Origin of the sequence: Frigoribacterium sp. PhB24 (genome assembly GCF_003755185.1) — a bacterium.
In the GTDB taxonomy this organism is placed as follows: Bacteria; Actinomycetota; Actinomycetes; order Actinomycetales; family Microbacteriaceae; genus Frigoribacterium.
Genome location: NZ_RKIC01000012.1, coordinates 75,861 through 92,575, shown reverse-complemented (window position 1 = coordinate 92,575; position 16,715 = coordinate 75,861). Strand labels below are relative to the sequence as shown.

Here is a 16,715-nt window from a genome sequence, read left to right as displayed (position 1 = left end):
CGGAAGAGCCGCTGGCAAGGACCACCACCCGGGCGTCAGCCGCGGCGGATCGGGTCGCCCGTCGTCAGCTGCCAGATGGCGACCCCGTGCAGGCCCTTCGACGCGGCCAGGTCGGCTCGGGCCGTGATGGAGCGACCGTCCGACCACCAGAGGGTCGATCCGTCGTCGGGCGACGCCGTGTACTCGGCCTGCTCGGCGTCCCATGAACCCGTGGACCGCGCCCCGGTGCGGGCCTCGGCGACCGACACCGCACCTCCTGCGGTCCCCTCGCCCGTCCAGCGGTAGCCGTACCCCGCCACGCCGAGGTCGAGGCGGTCGGCGGGGGCGAGCTCGAGCGCCGCGTCGAGTACCTCGCCGACCCAGGGCAGGCCCCCGACGGGCCCGGGCTCGCTGAAGCCGGTGCCGTGCTGGTCGTAGGCCATGAGCACGAAGCGGTCGACGGAGTCGGACAGGGCGGCCAGGTCGTAACCGAGGTCTTCGTACCCCGCCGCGTCGGTGCTGGGCTGGACGGCCATCGAGATCGTGGCGTCGTCGGGCAGGGCGTCGCGCAGCTCGGCGGCGAAGTCGACCAGCCCCGGGGCGTCCTCGGCCGAGAGCGACTCGAAGTCGATCTGCACGCCGTCCCAGCCGCCGTTGACCACCTCGCCGGTGAGACCCGACACGACGAGCTCGCGGTTGGCCCGGTTCGACAGCAGCCGGGTCGCGAGCTCACTGCTGAACCCGTCCTGCCCGGCGTTGACGACGAGCAGCTCGGCCTTCTTGCCGGCCGACTGCGCGGCCTCGCGCAGGGAGTTGGCGGACTCGTCGCTCGGGGCGACGCCGCCCCCTCCGGTCGTGATCGCGACACCCGAGACGCCGACGGTGTCGATCGCCGCCTCGCTGCGGTCGAAGGCTTCGACGGCCGCCGACGTCGCGTCGGGCGAGGCGATGGCGTACCCCTCGACGGCGAGCCCGGCGGGGATCTTCGCCTGCGGGGCGACCGTCGGATTGTTGCCGTCGGCCGAGCACGAGGTCAGCGTGACCGTGAGCGAGGCGGCGAGCAGCAGGGCGGCGGTGCCGGTGGTCAGGGTGCGCACCGTGCCATCATCGCCGATCCGGCGGTGCGGTGCGGCGCGTGCTTGGCTCGTCCCATGGCAGACGACGACCGGCAGCAGACCTGGGAACAGTTCGACGACGACGTGAACATGACGGCCTCGACGCTGCGCGACTGGCTCGACACCGACGAGTCGCGCGAGGTGGGGCAGAAGGACGGCGGCGAGTCCGTCGGGCACGAGAGCGGCCGACACATCGTGCGCATCCTCGAGAAGAAGAAGGCCGACCTGACCGACGCCGACTGGCAGCACATGGAGAAGGTGCACGGATACGTCGCCCGCCACTCGAAGCAGCGCCCCTCGGGCGACGTCACCGACACGAGGTGGCGCTGGTCGCTGATGAACTGGGGACACGACCCGCTCGCCTGACCGGCAGACTGAAGCGATGAAGACCGCACTCGTCACCGGGGGCTCGCGGGGCATCGGCCTCGCCGTCGTCCGCGACCTCGCCCGCACCCACCACGTCATCGTCCACGGCCGGGACGAGGAGGCGCTGCGGGCGATCGCCGCCGACCTCCCGTCCGCGACGGCGTGGGTCGCCGATCTCTCGGGCCCTGCCCTCGCGGTGCCCGACCTCGACGAGCTCGACGTGCTGGTGCACGCCGCCGGTGTGATCGGTGGCCGGGCCGTCGCCGACACCTCGCGTGACGATTGGCGGCGCGTGTTCGAGGTGAACGTCTTCGCCGTCGCCGAGGTGACCCGTCAGCTCCTGCCCGCGCTGCGGGCGGCCCAGGGCACGGTCGTCGCGATCAACAGCGGCTCGGGGTTCACGGCCGGGCCGAACGGCAGCACCTATGCGGCGAGCAAGTTCGCGCTGCGGGCGCTGACCGACGCCCTCCGTGACGAGGAACGCCCGCACGGCGTGCGGGTCAGCTCGGTGCACCCGGGCCGCGTCGACACCGACATGCAGCACGAGCTGGTCGCGGCCGAGGGCGGCACGTACGACACCTCGCTCTACCTCGAGCCGCAGTCCGTCGCCGACGCCGTTCGGCTCGTGGTGGACCTGCCGCACGGGGCGACCGCCGAGGTCGTGTCGGTGCGCCCCACCCGCCGCGCCTGACCCACGGGCCTCCGAGAGGCGTGGGTCGCGCCTCCCCCGCCCTATCGAGATGTCACGACGTGCCACTCATCTTCGAAGGTGAGCGGCACGTCGTGACATCTCGACGTGCCGGGGCAGGGCAGGCAGGGCGGGCAGATCAGCTGTAGTCGTGACCCGAGACGCCGAGGGAACGGTAGACGTACTCGCCACCCTCACCGGCGTCGTCGTCGAGCTCCCACATGAGGTCCTCGCCGTCGGAGGCTCCCGGGCGGGTGACGCTCTTCTGCGGCAGGCCGTCGATGAGGGTGAGTTCTTCGGTGGTGGTCTCGTCGTGGCCGACGAAGCGGGCGGTGTAGGTCTGGTCGCTCATGCTCGCACGCTACGCCGCCCTCGTCCGGGCACGGCCGGGGCCGACCCGCTACCGTGCACGGCATGAGCGCGAAGAAGGCCCCCGAACCGGCGACCCTGTTGATCCTCGGCGCGAGCGGGGACCTCGCCGCGCGCCTCCTGATGCCCGGCCTCGGCGGGCTGCTGGCACTCGAGCCGACGCGTCGCGTCCAGTTGATCGGCGCAGGCGTCGAGGAGTACACCGACGCCGAGTGGAAGAAGCGCGTCAAGACGTCGTTCGACAGCGTCCACGCGAGCGGCCCCGCGGTCGACGCGCTGCTCGAGTCGACCACGTACGTCACGGCCGACGTGACCGGGGTCGACGGACTCCGCGGCCTGGTCGAAGCCTGTGACGCGCCTCCGTCGATCTATTTCGCCCTGCCGCCCGCCATCACCGAGAAGGCCTGCGCCGCGCTGCGGAAGGTCGACCTGCCCGAGGGCACGTCACTCGCGCTCGAGAAGCCGTTCGGCACCGACCTCGCCAGCGCGAAGAGGCTCAACCGCGAGGTGCTGAAGCTCGTGCACGAGGACCAGGTGCACCGCGTCGACCACTTCCTGGGTCGCTCGACCGTGCTCAACCTGCTCGGTCTGCGCTTCGCGAACCGCCTGATCGAGCCCATGCTCAACAACCAGCACGTCGAGAGCATCGAGATCGTCTACGACGAGGAGCTCGGCCTCGAGAACCGCGCCCGCTACTACGACCACGCCGGCGCCATGGTCGACATGATCCAGAGCCATCTGCTGCAGGTCATGGCCGTGCTGACGATGAACGCCCCCGCGACGCTCGGCCCCGCCGACCTGCGCGACGAGAAGGAACTGGTGTTGCGCGCGACCCACGTCTGGGACGACGACGCCGTCGAGAACACCCGTCGTGCCCGGTACGGCAAGGGCGAGGTCGACGGCCGCACCCTGCCCGCCTACGTCGACGAGGACGGCGTCGACCCGTCGCTCGAGACCGAGACCCTCGCCGAGGTCGTCGTCGAGGTGGCGAACTGGCGGTGGGCGGGCGTGCCGATCCTGCTGCGGTCGGGAAAGGCCCTGGCGTCGCGTCGTCGCGAGATCGTCATCACGTTCCGCCCGCCGACCCACGTCCCGAAGGAGTTCGTCGGCGGCGGCACCCCCGACCGCCTGCGCATCGCGATCTCGCCCGACGAGATGTCGCTCGAGCTGAACGTCAACGGGCCGGGCGACTCGTACGACCTGTCGCGCGCCTCCTTGCACGCCGACTTCGGCGCGGCCGACCTGACGGCCTACGGCGAGGTGCTCGAGGGCATCCTCGACGACGACCCGACGCTGTCGGTCCGCGGTGACTCGGCGGAGGAGGGCTGGCGCATCGTCGCGCCGGTCGTCGAGGCCTGGAAGGCCGGCCGGGTCGCCATCGACGAGTACCCGGCGGGCACGGCCGGGCCCGAGTCGTGGCCGGCGGGCGTGCACCAGAACGAGCCCGCCGTCCGGGCCCGCGAGGGCGCGAAGCTCGCCCACCGCGAGGACTGATCCAGGCGGGTGCCGGGCGGGTGCCGGGCCGAGCGCAGGAGGCGCGGTGCCGGCGGGCGGTCAGCCGAGGCTGACGAAGGTGCTCACGTCGTCGCGCGGCAACTCGTCGGCCACGGCCCCGACCTGCATCCCCGCCACCGTGACCCGGCCGCCGTGGCTCGACAGGAACGCCGTGTCGGAGGCGTCCCGGCCGGTCGCGATGCGGAGCAGCGTCTGCCGCGGGGCCAGCCCGGTGGCGTCGACCACGTGCCAGGCACCGTCGACGTAGGCCTCGGCCACGGCGTGGAAGTCCATCGGTGACAGGCCCGGGGCGTAGACGCTGACCAGCCGTGCGGGCACGTCGAGCCCGCGCAGCAGGGCGATGACGAGGTGGGCGTAGTCGCGGCAGACGCCCTGCCGGTCGAGCAGGGTCTGCACGGCACCGTCGGTCGGGGCGCTGGCCCCGGGCACGTAGGCCAGGTGCGAGCCGACCCACGTCGCGACCGCAGCCAGCAGCTCGCGACCCTCGAGCGAGCCGAACTCGGCGCGAGCGGTGGGGCTGAGGGTGTCGGACTCGCAGTAGCGGCTCGGACGGCGGTACCGCACGAGATCGAGCTCGTCGACGGGGGGCTCGTCGAGGCGACCGTCGACGACGACCCGGTAGTTGACCGTGACCCGGCCGGCCCCGACGTCGCACAGGTGGAGGAGGGTGCCGTGGTGGTCGTGCAGCTCGCGGACCACGAGGGGCGCGCCGTGCTGGGTGACGACCAGCGCCTCCTCGGTGATGCGGGCGGAGTCGGCGGGGCCTGCGGTGCCGGCGGGGCGGCCGAGGGTCGTGGCGGCGTAGTCGCGCGAGGCGGCGATCGACAGGACGAACTCGGCGGGGCCGTCGACGTCGAACTCGAGCCGGGCGGACGCGGTGCGCTTCATGACGAGAGGGTGGCACGGTCGTGAGTCGGGCGTGTTTCGGGGTGTGCCGTGAAGGCGCTGCGACCCTGCTGGGACCACGGCGCGATGTCGGTGGCGCCGGGTTGGATGAGCGCATGCCCTCGTACCGCGTCACGCTCACCGTCGGCACCCTGCGACCCGGGGTGCGGCCCGACTCCGTGCTGCCCGCGGCCGCCGCGAGTGCGGCGGGGCTGACCACGGTCGAGGCGAGCGACGTCACCCTCGTGCGGGGCGAACCTCGGCTGGTGGTGCGGTACGAGTGCGCAGCCGACGAGCCCGCGCACCGCATCGGGGCCGTCGTCGAGGCGACCGTGGGCGAGCTGGCCGACGTCGTGCAGGGTCGGGTCACGCGGCGCGACGGCGGGGCGTGGACGCTGGTCGGGGCGGTCTGACGCAGGAGCGCTGAGGTCGAGGTCGTTCGCGGACGACGATCGACGTTACTACGGGGCCACCGGTGAGCGCCCCGTTCCGCACTCGCACCGAACGGACGTCGTGAAGACGGTTGTCCACAGGTCGATGTCTGACATTGCGCAGATCACATATCGATGCTTTCCTGGGTGGGTCGAGCAGATGCTCACCCCTCCAGGAAGGCACCGCATGAAGATCCTCTCCCCTCTCGCCACCGGCGCTCTCGCAGTCGCTCTGCTGGTGACCGGCACGACGGCGGCGAACGCAGAAGCACTGTCCGCCCCTGAATCGACGGTCGTCGAGTCCGGCTCGATGGCGGTTCAGTCCGGCACGCGAGGGACGACCGCGAGCGTCCGCAGCAGAGGCTTCGTGGTCGAGTCGTCCTGGACCTACGGCACGAAGCCTCGCCTGTACTCGAACTATTTCCACCGCAGCAGGTGGCACGGGTCCTCGGTGAAGACGGCCGCCGGCCGCATCACGCAGAGTGCGAACACGAGCCCGGGCCAGTGGTCGTTCGCCTACGGCACCGCCACCCCGAATCGAGTGGACTACGCGTACTACCGCATCACGAGCTGAGCTGCGTGGCGCGTCCCGCGCCGCGTGACGCGCCACCACTCCCGACCCCACTCGACCTCCCCGTCAGGAAGCCTCGATGCACGTGATCCTCCGGACCTCCCTCGTCCTCGTGTCGATGGTCTCGGTCGTCGCCGCACACCTCATCGCCGAGAGGACCGAAGAGCTGTTCCCCCTGTCGGCTCCCGCCCAGATCCACATCACGTCGGGACCAGGTGGCCAGAACGAACCTGCGACCGTGGTCGCGGACTTCGAGGGCAACGACCTGGCCGCGGCTCTCGTGACCTTCGATGCGACCCCGGACGGCGTCCGACGCACCCTCATCCTCTCCCCTGGTTTCATGGGCCAGCCCGGGGCGCCCGACGCCCTGGTACCGGGTAGGCACGTTCCCGACTTCGGCACCCGTCTCGCATCGACGCAGACCTGCGTCCTCGAGGCCGGCGTCGACACGATCTACGGCCAGTGGACCGTCTTCGGTTCCGACGGCGACATCGAACGCTCCGCTGACGACCTCCGCCGTGACGGATTCACGGCGGAGGTCGTGTGGAACGATGCAGCAGCGACTGCCGCGCAAGCCGTCACGGTGGTCCCGCCCCTCCTCGTGGTCGCTGTCGCCGCCTTCCTGTTCGCGACGTCGGCGGCAGCCTGGTCTCTGACCGCCGGCTCACGACGGGCTCGTCGCGTCCACGGGCTTTCCCGCTGCGTGGTGTCGGGCGGTGACCTCGTGAAGACGGCGACGTTCGTCGTGGCCTTGTGGGCGACGACCTGGCTCAGTTGGCTGGCGACGGCCACCCTCGCGTGGGGCTCCCGACAGACCATCGGTCCGACCGGTCTCCTCGTGGCGCAGATCACGGCGCTGTCCGGAGGGACCATGATCGCGATCACCACGCTCGCGGCCCTCGCGACCCACGGCGAGTCACGACCGGCGCTGCGGCCTCACGACCGCCGCACGGGGACGATCCTCGGGGTGGCCGCGGGCGCCACCCTCCTGGCCGTCGGGGCATCCATGCTCGCCGCGACGGAGGCACTGGCGGAAGCCGACGCCGGTCTCCTCGCCGCCACGGTGAAGCACGACTCCTGGCGCGATCGATCGGCCCGGATCATCTCATTGCGGGCGACGGAGGACTCCGTCGTGGAGCGTGAGGCACCCGGCTGGTCCCGCTTCGTCGCCAGTGAGGAGGCGACCGGCCACCTCCTGCTGAACTACCTCGACCCCGGATGCCTGGGCCTCTCGTTGCCGGTCGACTGCGTGGTGGTCAACAGCACCTACCTGCAGCAGGTGGCATCACAGGCACCGAGCGGGGTCGACGAGTTCGTCGGCGGCACCCATGACCGGGTGCGGGTCCTCGTGCCCTCCGGTCTGGCACCCGAGGCCGGGGCTCTCGAGTTCAGCGTAGGAGAATTCGTAGCTTTCCAGCGCGAGGTCGAGACGCGATTCACTTGCCCCGACGCCGACTGCTTCGCCGGGGTCCCCGTCGCAGCCGTCTCCGTCCAGACGTATCGCTCCCCCTTCGAGCTCCCTCTGCTGACGGCCTATCCGCGCACGGATACGGGCGAGGACGTACTCGTCGACCCCGTGGTGGTCGTCATCCCCCCGAGCCGGCGAGTCCTCAGCGTTGACTACCACCTGGCAGCCATGAGCACGGGCGACGAGTTGTACATCGGTTCGCAGGACGAGCTCGAGACAGCGCTCGAGGAACACGGCATCCGCGATCTCGTCTTCGCCCAGACGGAGGTCCGGGACGAGACCGGTTCGCTCGTGCCGCAATGGCGCGCCTGGAGGGACCAATCACTCGTCACGCTGTGGCTGTGCTCCCTGTCGGCTGCTGCGATGGTCCTCCTCCTCGTCTGGGCGTCCGTCCGCTCTCGTGCCCTATCACTGTCCGTCCGGCGCATCCACGGCCTCGGCCCGTTCCGTCGCCACGGGCGAATGATGATCCTCATCGGTGCGCTCGGCGGCGCGGCGCCCTTCGCCTCTTTCCTGAGCCCCCAGCAGATGACCATGCCCGAGATCCCCATGGCACGAACGGTCACCGCCGGCCTGGCACTCGCCGCAGCCTTCGTCCTCCTGGCCTGGCCGACGGCCCTCTGGTGTGAAGGTCGCTCGCGAGGGACGGCCTCGCCAACCGGCACGAGAACCGGTCGGCGCCCAACCGAAGGAGACATCCATGGTGCGTCCTGATGCCCCGTCCACGACCCCCAGCCCGGCGTCATCCGGCAGTGCCCGATCGTCTCTGGTCGTCGCAGATCTGTCGAAGGCCCGTTCGGGGCGAATGCTCTGGCAGGACGTCACCGTGACGTTCGACGCTGGGACCACGACGTCGATCGTGGGCCCTAGCGGGGTGGGGAAGTCCACCTTTCTGCATTGCCTGGGGCTGCTCGAACCGTCGACATCGGGGTCGATCGCCTACGAGGGCGCCGAACTCAGCCGTGCGCGAGGTCGGGCCAGACGACGTCTGCATCGCGACGTCTTCGGGTTCCTCTTCCAGGGCTACGGCCTCGTCGACGGCTGGACCGTCGCCCAGAACCTCGACGTCGCCCTCACTGCCCAGAGGGTCGCGTCACGAGAGCGGGCCAGGCGACGATCCGCTGCCCTCCGACGAATTCGCCTGGAGGGGGTCGAGACGACGAAGGTGTCCCGGTTGAGCGGGGGTGAGCAACAGAGGGTCGCTCTGGCCCGCCTCGTTCTGCACGAGCCCCGGGTCGTCCTCGCTGACGAACCCACCGCGGCGCTCGATGACGCGAATGCGGAGGTGGTCCTCGACGTACTTCGCCAACTGGCCGACGACGGCGCCGTCGTCATCGTGGCAACCCACGACGTGCAGGTGGTCGCCGCGAGCGAACGAGTACTCGAGCTCGACGGGGCCACGGCCGTCGTCAGGCCGCGCGTAGGCTCCCGACATGGGGACGACGACGAAGCGTGGACGACCGAGGACGACCGGGCGCACAGGTGCGGCCGCGGCGACGGTCGTGCTCGCGGTGGGGATGCTGACGGCCTGCGGGGGTAACGACGACGACCCCGTGGTGACCGTCAGCCCGAGCGTGAGCCCGTCGTCGACGCCGGAGACCCCGACTCCGGCGCCCGTACCCCCCACCGGCGGCACCGTGACGCCGACTCCGAGCCCGACCAGCCCGGAACCGCGCCCCACCCCCGTCACGACCGACAAGCCCACCGACCGGCAGACCATCCCCCCGCAGAACTAGCCACCGAGCCCCCTCGGAGCGGCATCGCACCACGCACGAACGTCGCACCACGGATATCCGTGGTGCGACGTCCAGAAGGTGGTGCATCCCGAGACCCCCGCCGGGTTCGGGCGGGACCGGCGAGCCCTGCTCAGTACCAGTTGACGGACTGCGAGTGCGACCAGGCGCCGCAAGGGGTGCCGTAGACCGACTTGATGTAGCCGAGGCCCCAGGTGATCTGCGTCTTGGCGCTCGTCGCCCAGTCGCTGCCGGCCGAGGCCATCTTGCTGCCGGGCAGCGCCTGCGGGATGCCGGTCGCGCCACTGGGGTTGTAGGCCTTGTAGTTCCAGCCGGACTCCTTGGTCCAGAGCGAGACGAGGCACGAGTACTGGTCGCTGCCCCAGCCGTACTGCGACGACGCGAGCGACTGGGCCGTCGCCTTGGCCCCGGCGACCGAGTTGTCGGCGGCGGCGCGAGCGGCCTCGGCGGCGGCGGCGGCCTCTGCGGCGGCCTTCGCCTCGGCAGCGGCCTGGGCTTCGGCGGCGGCCTGCGCGGCGGCGGCCGCGGCAGCGGCCTGGCGGTCGGCCTCGGCGGCGGCGGCCTGCACGGTCTGCGCCGAGAGCGCGGTCTTCTCGACGCGGTCGTTCAGCGTCGAGGCGTCGAGCTTCTCGTAGTCGGCGAGCGAGGCGACCTGGGTCTGCAGCTCGCTGGCGTCGGTCCTGCTCGAGGTCGAGGCCACGACCTGGTTCGCGATCTGGATCGTGGAGCGCGCCTTGGCCTGGGCCAGCGACGTGGCGATGTCGACCTTCTGCTGCTTGACGTCGGCCGCGTGCTGCTCCGCCGAGATGGTGTCCGCGCCGGCGGCCGACATCGAGGTGACCGCGAAGCCGGTGCCCGCGACGAGGGCGACGGCGGCGACTCCCCCGATCAGCGACAGGCGGCGACGGGCGGTGCGACGTCGGACGGCGGCGAGCGAGCGGCGCGTGGCGGGAGCCTCGGCGACGGTCGGGTTCGCCTCGGCGGTCGCGGACTTCTCGCCGGTGGCGGGGGTGTTCTCGGGGGTCATGTGGTCCTCGTGCTCGGCCGACCCGCGCCTCCGGTCGGGCGGGGCGCACACGGCGGTGCCGCACCGCACGCTCGGGGCGTTCGCGGGTGGCAGGTCCTTACGCGACGGGGCGTGGGGCCGTGACAGGTCGGTGTCGGTCTCGCGAGGCCGTGGGGCCTCGACTCGTCCGCCTCGGCTGCCCGACCGGGTCAGGACTCGATCGGGAGGGGCGCACGCGCCCGGGCGAAGTGACGAGTATGCAGAGACTTCCTGAGTAGAACCACACAATCCACTGTCGAACCATGCAGTCCGGCGCATCGGTCGAGCGGATGACATCGACCCGCGCCTCCCTCATCCCAGCGAAGGAGGCGCGGGCCAGGCGGGTCAGCAGCGCACGATCACGACGCCTCGGGCGCCTCGACGACGTCGGCCGCGACGCCCGATCGACGCCAGGAGCCCGTCGCCACGTACTTGACCATCACGTTGAGCACGGCCACCGTCGGAACGGCGAACAGCGCGCCCGGGATGCCGGCCACGTACGACCCGCCCGCCACGGCGAAGACGACCGCGAGCGGGTGCACCCGCACGGCCGAGCCCATGACCAGCGGCTGCAGCACGTGGGCCTCGAGCAGGTGCACGACCAGCACGCCGGCCAGCATGACGACGGCCTGGATCGGCCCGGCGAAGACCAGGGCGACGATCACCGCGAGCGCACCGGTCACGATCGCTCCGACCACGGGGATGAACGACGCCAGGAACACCAGGATCGCGATCGGCACGGCGAGCGGCAACCCGAGGAAGAACGCGATCAGACCGATGCCGACGGCGTTCACGGCGGCGACGACGATCTGCACGCGGACGAACGACGTCAGCGTGTGCCAGCCCGCCTGGCCGGCCCCGTCGACGGCCGGGCGGGCCGCCTTCGGGAACAGGCGGACGGTCCAGGCCCAGACGCCGCGACCGTCGATCATCAGGAAGATCGTCGCGAACAGGGTGAGCAGGCCTCCGGCCAGCAGGTGCCCGGCCGCGGTGCCGATCGACAACACGCCGCTGAGGATCGACCTGCTCTCGGTCTGCAGCGCGCTCTGGGCGTCCTTCAGGTAGCCGTCGACGTCGGCGTTCGTGAGGTTCAGCGGCGGCCCCTGCAGCAGGGTCGTCAACTGGTCGTACTGCGCCACGGACTGCTTCTCGATCTGCGGCAGCCCGGCGCGGATCTGCGTCACGGCGAGCAGCACGAGCCCGCCGACGACGACCACCCCGGCCAGCAGGGCCGCCACGATGGCGAGCCAGCGCGGCCAGCGGTGTCGGTGCAGGAACCCGGCGACCGGCACGAGGAACGCCGACACGAGGATCGCGATCAGCAGCGGGACGACGATCTCCTCGAGCGTCGCGATCAGCCAGAAGAGCACCGCGAGCGCGGCGGCGACCGCGAGCAGACGCCAGGCCCAGGCGCCCGCGATCAGCATGCCCGGGGGCAGCGCGGCTCCGGTCGGCGCGGCTCCGGGCGACGCAGCTCCGGGCGAGGAGGCGCGGGTCGGGTCGCCGGCGGGAGTGGCGGCCGCGGTCGGTGCGGCCGCGCGGGTCGCGTCGTCCGCGGCGGCCCCGTCTGTGGACGCACCCTGGGGGCGCTGGGAGCGACGTGAGAACTTCATGAGCCGAGTGTCCTGCCGCGCGGCTATCAACCGGCTGTGACTTGACTGACGGGCTCCGCGCCTCCTCGTCCCGGCTCACCGGGCGGGTCGCCCGGTCAGGCCTCGGGCTCGAACCTCGGCCCGTCGTGACCGTCGCGCCGCACGTGTTCGGACCAGGCCGCGAGCGGCCGGACCCAGAGCCCTTGCTCGCCGTAGAGCGCACGGTAGACGACGAGCGGCTCGTCGGTCTCGCTGTGACGGGCGGTACCGAGCACCTCGTAACGGCCACCCTTGAAGTGGCGGTAGAACCCGGGCGAAGGAGGAGTGGGGGCGGTCATCCCGCGAGCCTAGACGGGCGGTGAGGGGCACGATGGTCGGGTGACCCAGGACGCTCCACGATCGACCGCCAGCACACCGACCACCCCGGGCGAGCCCGTCGTCGACACCGACGACCGCGCCGCGAGACGCGAGTTCGACACCCCCTCGGGCCGTGTCGTGGGGCGCGTCGACGGCGACGTCGTGCGGGTGCTCGGCGTGCCCTACGCCGAGGCCGACCGGTTCGAGCCGCCGCGCCCGGTCGCCCCGTGGTCGTCGCCGTTGCTCGCCTTCGACCGCGCCCCGGCCTCTCCGCAGGTGGCGTCACCCGGGCTCGACGCCCTGATCGAGGGAGCCGCCGTCGGCATGGTCGACGACGAACACTGCCAGCGCCTGTCGATCACCCTGCCCGTCGACCTGCCGTCCGACGAGCGCGTGCCGGTCATGGTGTGGATCCACGGCGGCTCGTACGTGTCGGGGGCGGGCGACCTGCGTGTCTACGACCCGCGCGCCCTCGTCGCCGAACAGCGCGTGATCGTCGTCACCGTGACCTACCGGCTCGGCATGCTCGGCTTCTTCGGCGACGGTGACGAGGTGCCCGCCAACCTCGGTCTGCTCGACCAGCTCGCGGCCGTCCGATGGGTGCACGACACGATCGAGGCGTTCGGCGGTGACGCCTCGCGCATCACCCTGTTCGGCCAGTCGGCCGGCGGTGACGCGATCGCGCACCTGATGATCAGCGAGGGCGCCCGGGGCCTGTTCGCCCGGGCCATCGTGCAGAGCGCCCCGCTCGGCATCGTGCGCGGACGCGGACGCATGGTGAAGGCGATGACGGAGGCGGTGGGCACGCCCCGCGCGGACGCCCCGCTCGACGAACTGCTCGCGGGGCAATCGGTGGCCGAACGCGCGGCGAAGCGCTTCGGCCTGCGCGGAGGCATGGCCTTCGGCGTCCAGTACGGACGGGCACCGCTGCCGGCCGAGCCCGACGCCGACGACGCCTGGCGCGAGGTCGCCCCCGAGATCGACCTCCTGATCGGCGCCACGTCCGACGAGACCGCCGTGTTCGCCGAGTTCTCGCCGCTGCTGCAGGGCCTCTTCGGGCTGCCCGTGGTCGGCCGGGCCATCCGGCGGGTGATGGTCGACACCACGACGAAGGCCGTCTACCACCGGGCCGGTCGGGCCTTCGCGGAACGGCACCGGGCCGCCGGCGGGCGCGTCTCGACCTTCGAGTTCACCTGGGAGCCCGAGGGCACGGCCTTCGGCGCCGCCCACATCACCGAGCTGCCGCTGCTGCTCGGCGGTCGCGAGGCCTGGGGGCACACCCGCCTCATCGGCACCACCGCCTGGGACGACGTCGACCGCCGTGGCCGCAAGGTGCGCCAGGTCTGGGCCGACTTCGCCCGCACCGGCACCGTGGCCGCCGACGCCACGGCCGGACTCGCCGACACCCTGGTCGTCCGCCGCCGCTGACCGGGCCGCCCCGCCGAGATGTCACGACTTGCCGCACACCTTCGAACGTGAGTGGCAAGTCCTGACATCTCGCCCCCCTCCCCAGCCGCACCGCGCCTCCGTCCGTCCACACGCTCGGCCCGGGGTTCGCGCACGACGCCGCCCCGACCATACGATCGACGGCAGACCCGATGCGCCGACGCCGCCGTAGTCGCCCGCCCCGCCGTGCCCCGCGGCGCCGAGCACCAGAGGACCCCCGTGAAGAGATTCCGCCGCAACCAGGCGCGCATGCACCTCGTCATGATGCTGACGTTGACGTTCACCACCGGCATCATCGACGCCGTCGGCTACCTCGGCCTCGACCGTGTGTTCACGGCGAACATGACCGGCAACGTGGTCATCCTCGGCATGGCCATCGCGCAGGCCGACGGCCTTCCCATCGTCGGGCCGATCGTCGCCCTCGCCGCCTTCCTGCTCGGCGCCGCGATCGGCGGCCGGGTGCTGCGTGGCGGCCGGGTCGGCTGGTCGGGCCGCAGCACGATCTCGTTCGGCGTGACGGGCGGCGTGCTGCTCGGGCTCGGCGTCTCGACGTTCTTCTTCGTGCCCGAAGAGAACACTCCGTGGGCCTTCACGATCACCGGCCTGCTCGGTGCCGCGATGGGTCTGCAGGCGGCTGCCGCGCGCAAGATCGCCGTCGCCGACGTCACGACCGTCGTGGTCACCTCGACGATCGTGGGGCTCGCGTCCGAGTCGAAGCTCGCCGGGGGCACGGGCAAGAACTTCCCGCGGCGGGTGCTCGCCGTCGTGCTGATCCTCGCGGGCGCGGGCGTCGGGGCCCTGCTGCTGCAGGTGCACATCGGTGTCGGCATGGGCGTCGCGGGCGGGCTGACGCTGCTCGTCGCGCTGGCCGGGCACCTGCTGCGTGAGCGACGGAAAGAGGTCGAGGCGCGCGAGGCGGAGGCACGCGAGGCCGAGGTCGCGGCCGTGGGCTCGGCCGACACCCAGGAGGCGCGCTCGGCGACCAGCGGGGCGAACGGGGCCGCTCGTGCTTGACGCCCGGCGACACGACCTCGTCGTCCGAGCCCGTCGTGCGCTGGTCGACGGTGGCTGGCGCGAGGCGAGCGTCGTCGTCCGCGACGGCCGGGTCGTGGCGATCGGTGGCCTCGCCGACGAGGTGGACGCCACCGTCGACGTGACCCTGCCCGACGACCAGGTGCTGCTGCCCGGCGTCGTCGACAGTCACGTGCACGTCAACGAGCCCGGCCGCACCGAGTGGGAGGGCTTCGCGACCGCGACTCGCGCCGCCGCCGCCGGGGGCGTCACGACCATCGTCGACATGCCGCTGAACAGCATCCCGCCGACCACGTCCGTCGACGCGCTCGACCAGAAGCGTGCCGCCGCCGGCCCTCAGTCGGTCGTCGACGTCGGGTTCTGGGGCGGGGCCATCCCCGCGAACCTCGGCACGGGCGACCTGCGGGCGCTGCACGAGGCCGGCGTCTTCGGGTTCAAGGCGTTCCTGTCCCCCTCGGGCGTCGACGAGTTCCCGCACCTGTCGACCGAGCAGCTGCACGTGGCGATGGCCGAGCTGGCCGACTTCGACGGGCTGCTGATCGTGCACGCCGAAGACCCCGAGCGGCTCGACGCGGCCTCGGCCGCGGCCCCGGCCGGAGGCGCGGCGTACGACGCGTTCGTCCGTTCGCGTCCCGACGTGGTCGAGCTCACGGCGATCGAGCACGTGGTCGAGGCCCTCCGTGCGACGGGTGGGCGGGCCCACGTCCTGCACCTCTCCTCGGCGACGGCGCTCGACACCATCCGGGCCGCCAAGGCCGACGGGCTGCGGCTGACGGTCGAGACCTGCCCGCACTACCTGACCTTCGACGCCGAGCACATCGGTGACGGCGCGACGCAGTTCAAGTGCTGCCCGCCGATCCGCGGCGAGGCCAACCGCGAGCTGCTCTGGCAGGGCCTCGTCGACGGCACGATCGACGTCGTCGCGAGTGACCACTCCCCCTCGACCCGTGCGCTCAAGTTCGCGGGTGGCTCCGATGCCGGGCATGGGGACTTCGACGTCGCGTGGGGCGGAATCTCGGGTCTCGAGCTGAGCTTCCGCGCCGTCTGGACGGGAGCCCGCCAGCGAGGCATCGCCCTCGAGACCGTCGTGGGCTGGATGTCACGGGGCACCGCGGCCCTCGTCGGACTCCCCACGAAGGGACGCATCGGCGTCGGCGCCGACGCCGATCTCGTCGCGTTCGCCCCCGAGACACCCGTGACCGTCGACGTCGACGACCTCTCGCACCGCAACCCCGTGACCGCGTACGACGACGCACGACTGATCGGCGAGGTCGCGGCGACGTGGGTGGGCGGTCGGCTGGCCGGGCCGAGCGCGCCTCCGGCACGGTTGCTCGTCCGACCCGACACCGGGCTCGCCTCATGAGGGGCGGCAGCGCCCCGGTCGAGGTCGCCCCAGGCGTGCACTTCGTCGAGGGCCCCGCGTCGAACTGGACGATCCTCGCGGGCGACGGCACCCTGACGCTCGTCGACGCCGGTTATCCGGCCGACCTCGAGCTGGTCGAGTCATCATTGCGGGCGGTCGCGGCGACGGCGGGCGAGGGCGAGACCCGTCTCGCGTCGGTGCTCGTGACGCACGGACACAGCGACCACATCGGCACGATCACCGCGCTGCGCCGGCGACACGGGTTCGAGGTGTTCGCGGCACCCGCCGAGGTCCCGAACGTGACGCGCGAGCAGCTGCACCAGGTCACCGTGGGCGACGTCCTGCCCCACCTGTACAAGCCACGATTCGCCCGGTGGGTGCTGCACGCGGTGCGCGCCGGCGGCCTGGGCGACGTGGCCGTGGCCGACGTCACGCCCCTCGATCTCGGAGCGTCACGGACGTTCAGCGGCCACCGCGTCGTGCCGACGGCAGCGGTCGGCCACACTCCCGGGCACACCGTCTTCTCGCTGCCCGACGACGACGTGCTGATCACGGGCGACGCGCTCGTCACCGGCCACCCGACCTCGCGGCTCGACGGCGTGCAGATGCTGCACCCGATCTTCCACTCCGACCTCGCCGAGGCGGGCCGCACCTACGGACGACTGGTCGACCGCGGGGCGCGGGTCGTGCTGCCGGGCCACGGACCGGCCTTGCGGCACTGAGCGAGCCGTGATGCCGA

Annotated in this window: 17 protein-coding genes; 11 read left to right on the top strand and 6 right to left on the bottom strand. The window is 72.2% G+C overall.

The window, feature by feature from the left end:
• Nucleotides 1–35 precede the first annotated feature (35 nt).
• Entirely contained in the window at nucleotides 36–1,076 is a 1,041-nt protein-coding gene (locus EDF50_RS10370) for a glycosyl hydrolase family 18 protein (protein WP_123519492.1), read from the bottom strand.
• Nucleotides 1,077–1,130: 54 nt separating this feature from the next.
• Between EDF50_RS10370 and EDF50_RS10365 the strand changes: the two genes are divergently transcribed.
• Nucleotides 1,131–1,460, top strand: a complete 330-nt coding sequence (locus EDF50_RS10365) for a DUF3140 domain-containing protein (RefSeq protein ID WP_123519491.1) — start codon at nucleotides 1,131–1,133, stop codon at nucleotides 1,458–1,460.
• 16 nt (nucleotides 1,461–1,476) lie between these two features.
• Nucleotides 1,477–2,151, top strand: coding sequence for an SDR family oxidoreductase (locus EDF50_RS10360; protein WP_123519490.1), 675 nt, complete (start codon nucleotides 1,477–1,479; stop codon nucleotides 2,149–2,151).
• Between the two features lie 136 nt (nucleotides 2,152–2,287).
• Here EDF50_RS10360 and EDF50_RS10355 read toward each other — a convergent pair whose 3' ends face one another.
• A complete protein-coding gene (locus EDF50_RS10355; RefSeq protein ID WP_123519489.1) occupies nucleotides 2,288–2,500 on the bottom strand; it encodes a hypothetical protein in 213 nt (70 codons plus the stop codon).
• Nucleotides 2,501–2,562: 62 nt separating this feature from the next.
• Between EDF50_RS10355 and EDF50_RS10350 the strand changes: the two genes are divergently transcribed.
• Nucleotides 2,563–4,011 (top strand): glucose-6-phosphate dehydrogenase, encoded by a 1,449-nt coding sequence (locus EDF50_RS10350; RefSeq protein WP_123519691.1) that lies wholly within the window; start codon nucleotides 2,563–2,565, stop codon nucleotides 4,009–4,011.
• A 60-nt stretch (nucleotides 4,012–4,071) separates the two neighbouring features.
• Here EDF50_RS10350 and EDF50_RS10345 read toward each other — a convergent pair whose 3' ends face one another.
• Nucleotides 4,072–4,920, bottom strand: a complete 849-nt coding sequence (locus EDF50_RS10345; protein WP_123519488.1) for a transglutaminase family protein — start codon at nucleotides 4,918–4,920, stop codon at nucleotides 4,072–4,074.
• Nucleotides 4,921–5,033: 113 nt separating this feature from the next.
• Here EDF50_RS10345 and EDF50_RS10340 point away from each other — a divergent pair, with 113 nt between their 5' ends.
• From EDF50_RS10340 to EDF50_RS17105, 4 genes are all read left to right on the top strand, one after another.
• On the top strand, nucleotides 5,034–5,330 hold the full coding sequence (locus EDF50_RS10340) for a hypothetical protein (RefSeq protein WP_043596776.1): 297 nt from the start codon (nucleotides 5,034–5,036) through the stop codon (nucleotides 5,328–5,330).
• 205 nt (nucleotides 5,331–5,535) lie between these two features.
• Nucleotides 5,536–5,922 carry a lactococcin 972 family bacteriocin gene (locus tag EDF50_RS10335; protein WP_199738727.1) on the top strand — a complete coding sequence of 129 codons (387 nt, stop codon included), beginning with the start codon at nucleotides 5,536–5,538 and terminating at the stop codon, nucleotides 5,920–5,922.
• A gap of 76 nt (nucleotides 5,923–5,998) precedes the next feature.
• Nucleotides 5,999–8,101, top strand: a complete 2,103-nt coding sequence (locus tag EDF50_RS16450; RefSeq protein ID WP_148076815.1) for a hypothetical protein — start codon at nucleotides 5,999–6,001, stop codon at nucleotides 8,099–8,101.
• The gene (locus EDF50_RS17105; RefSeq protein WP_123519485.1) at nucleotides 8,088–8,927 is read left to right on the top strand and encodes an ATP-binding cassette domain-containing protein; all 840 of its coding nucleotides are present in this window, start codon (nucleotides 8,088–8,090) and stop codon (nucleotides 8,925–8,927) included. Before EDF50_RS16450 ends, EDF50_RS17105 begins: the two co-directional genes overlap by 14 nt.
• A gap of 326 nt (nucleotides 8,928–9,253) precedes the next feature.
• On the opposite strand, the gene EDF50_RS10310 is transcribed toward EDF50_RS17105, so the two are convergent.
• The 3 genes from EDF50_RS10310 to EDF50_RS10300 all read right to left on the bottom strand — a co-directional run bounded on the left by EDF50_RS10310 (nucleotide 9,254) and on the right by EDF50_RS10300 (nucleotide 12,116).
• The gene (locus EDF50_RS10310) at nucleotides 9,254–10,168 is read right to left on the bottom strand and encodes a phospholipase (protein ID WP_233570545.1); all 915 of its coding nucleotides are present in this window, start codon (nucleotides 10,166–10,168) and stop codon (nucleotides 9,254–9,256) included.
• A gap of 377 nt (nucleotides 10,169–10,545) precedes the next feature.
• The gene (locus EDF50_RS10305; RefSeq protein ID WP_123519483.1) at nucleotides 10,546–11,799 is read right to left on the bottom strand and encodes an AI-2E family transporter; all 1,254 of its coding nucleotides are present in this window, start codon (nucleotides 11,797–11,799) and stop codon (nucleotides 10,546–10,548) included.
• 95 nt (nucleotides 11,800–11,894) lie between these two features.
• Nucleotides 11,895–12,116, bottom strand: a complete 222-nt coding sequence (locus EDF50_RS10300) for a DUF1653 domain-containing protein (RefSeq protein WP_123519482.1) — start codon at nucleotides 12,114–12,116, stop codon at nucleotides 11,895–11,897.
• A gap of 40 nt (nucleotides 12,117–12,156) precedes the next feature.
• On the opposite strand from EDF50_RS10300, the gene EDF50_RS10295 reads away from it, so the two are divergent.
• The 4 genes from EDF50_RS10295 to EDF50_RS10280 all read left to right on the top strand — a co-directional run bounded on the left by EDF50_RS10295 (nucleotide 12,157) and on the right by EDF50_RS10280 (nucleotide 16,698).
• Nucleotides 12,157–13,563 (top strand): carboxylesterase family protein, encoded by a 1,407-nt coding sequence (locus tag EDF50_RS10295; RefSeq protein ID WP_123519481.1) that lies wholly within the window; start codon nucleotides 12,157–12,159, stop codon nucleotides 13,561–13,563.
• Nucleotides 13,564–13,800: 237 nt separating this feature from the next.
• Entirely contained in the window at nucleotides 13,801–14,595 is a 795-nt protein-coding gene (locus tag EDF50_RS10290; protein WP_233570543.1) for a DUF1275 family protein, read from the top strand.
• A complete protein-coding gene (gene allB / locus EDF50_RS10285; protein ID WP_123519480.1) occupies nucleotides 14,588–15,976 on the top strand; it encodes an allantoinase AllB in 1,389 nt (462 codons plus the stop codon). The genes EDF50_RS10290 and allB overlap by 8 nt, the downstream gene beginning before the upstream one ends.
• On the top strand, nucleotides 15,973–16,698 hold the full coding sequence (locus tag EDF50_RS10280) for an MBL fold metallo-hydrolase (protein WP_123519479.1): 726 nt from the start codon (nucleotides 15,973–15,975) through the stop codon (nucleotides 16,696–16,698). Before allB ends, EDF50_RS10280 begins: the two co-directional genes overlap by 4 nt.
• Nucleotides 16,699–16,715 lie beyond the last annotated feature (17 nt).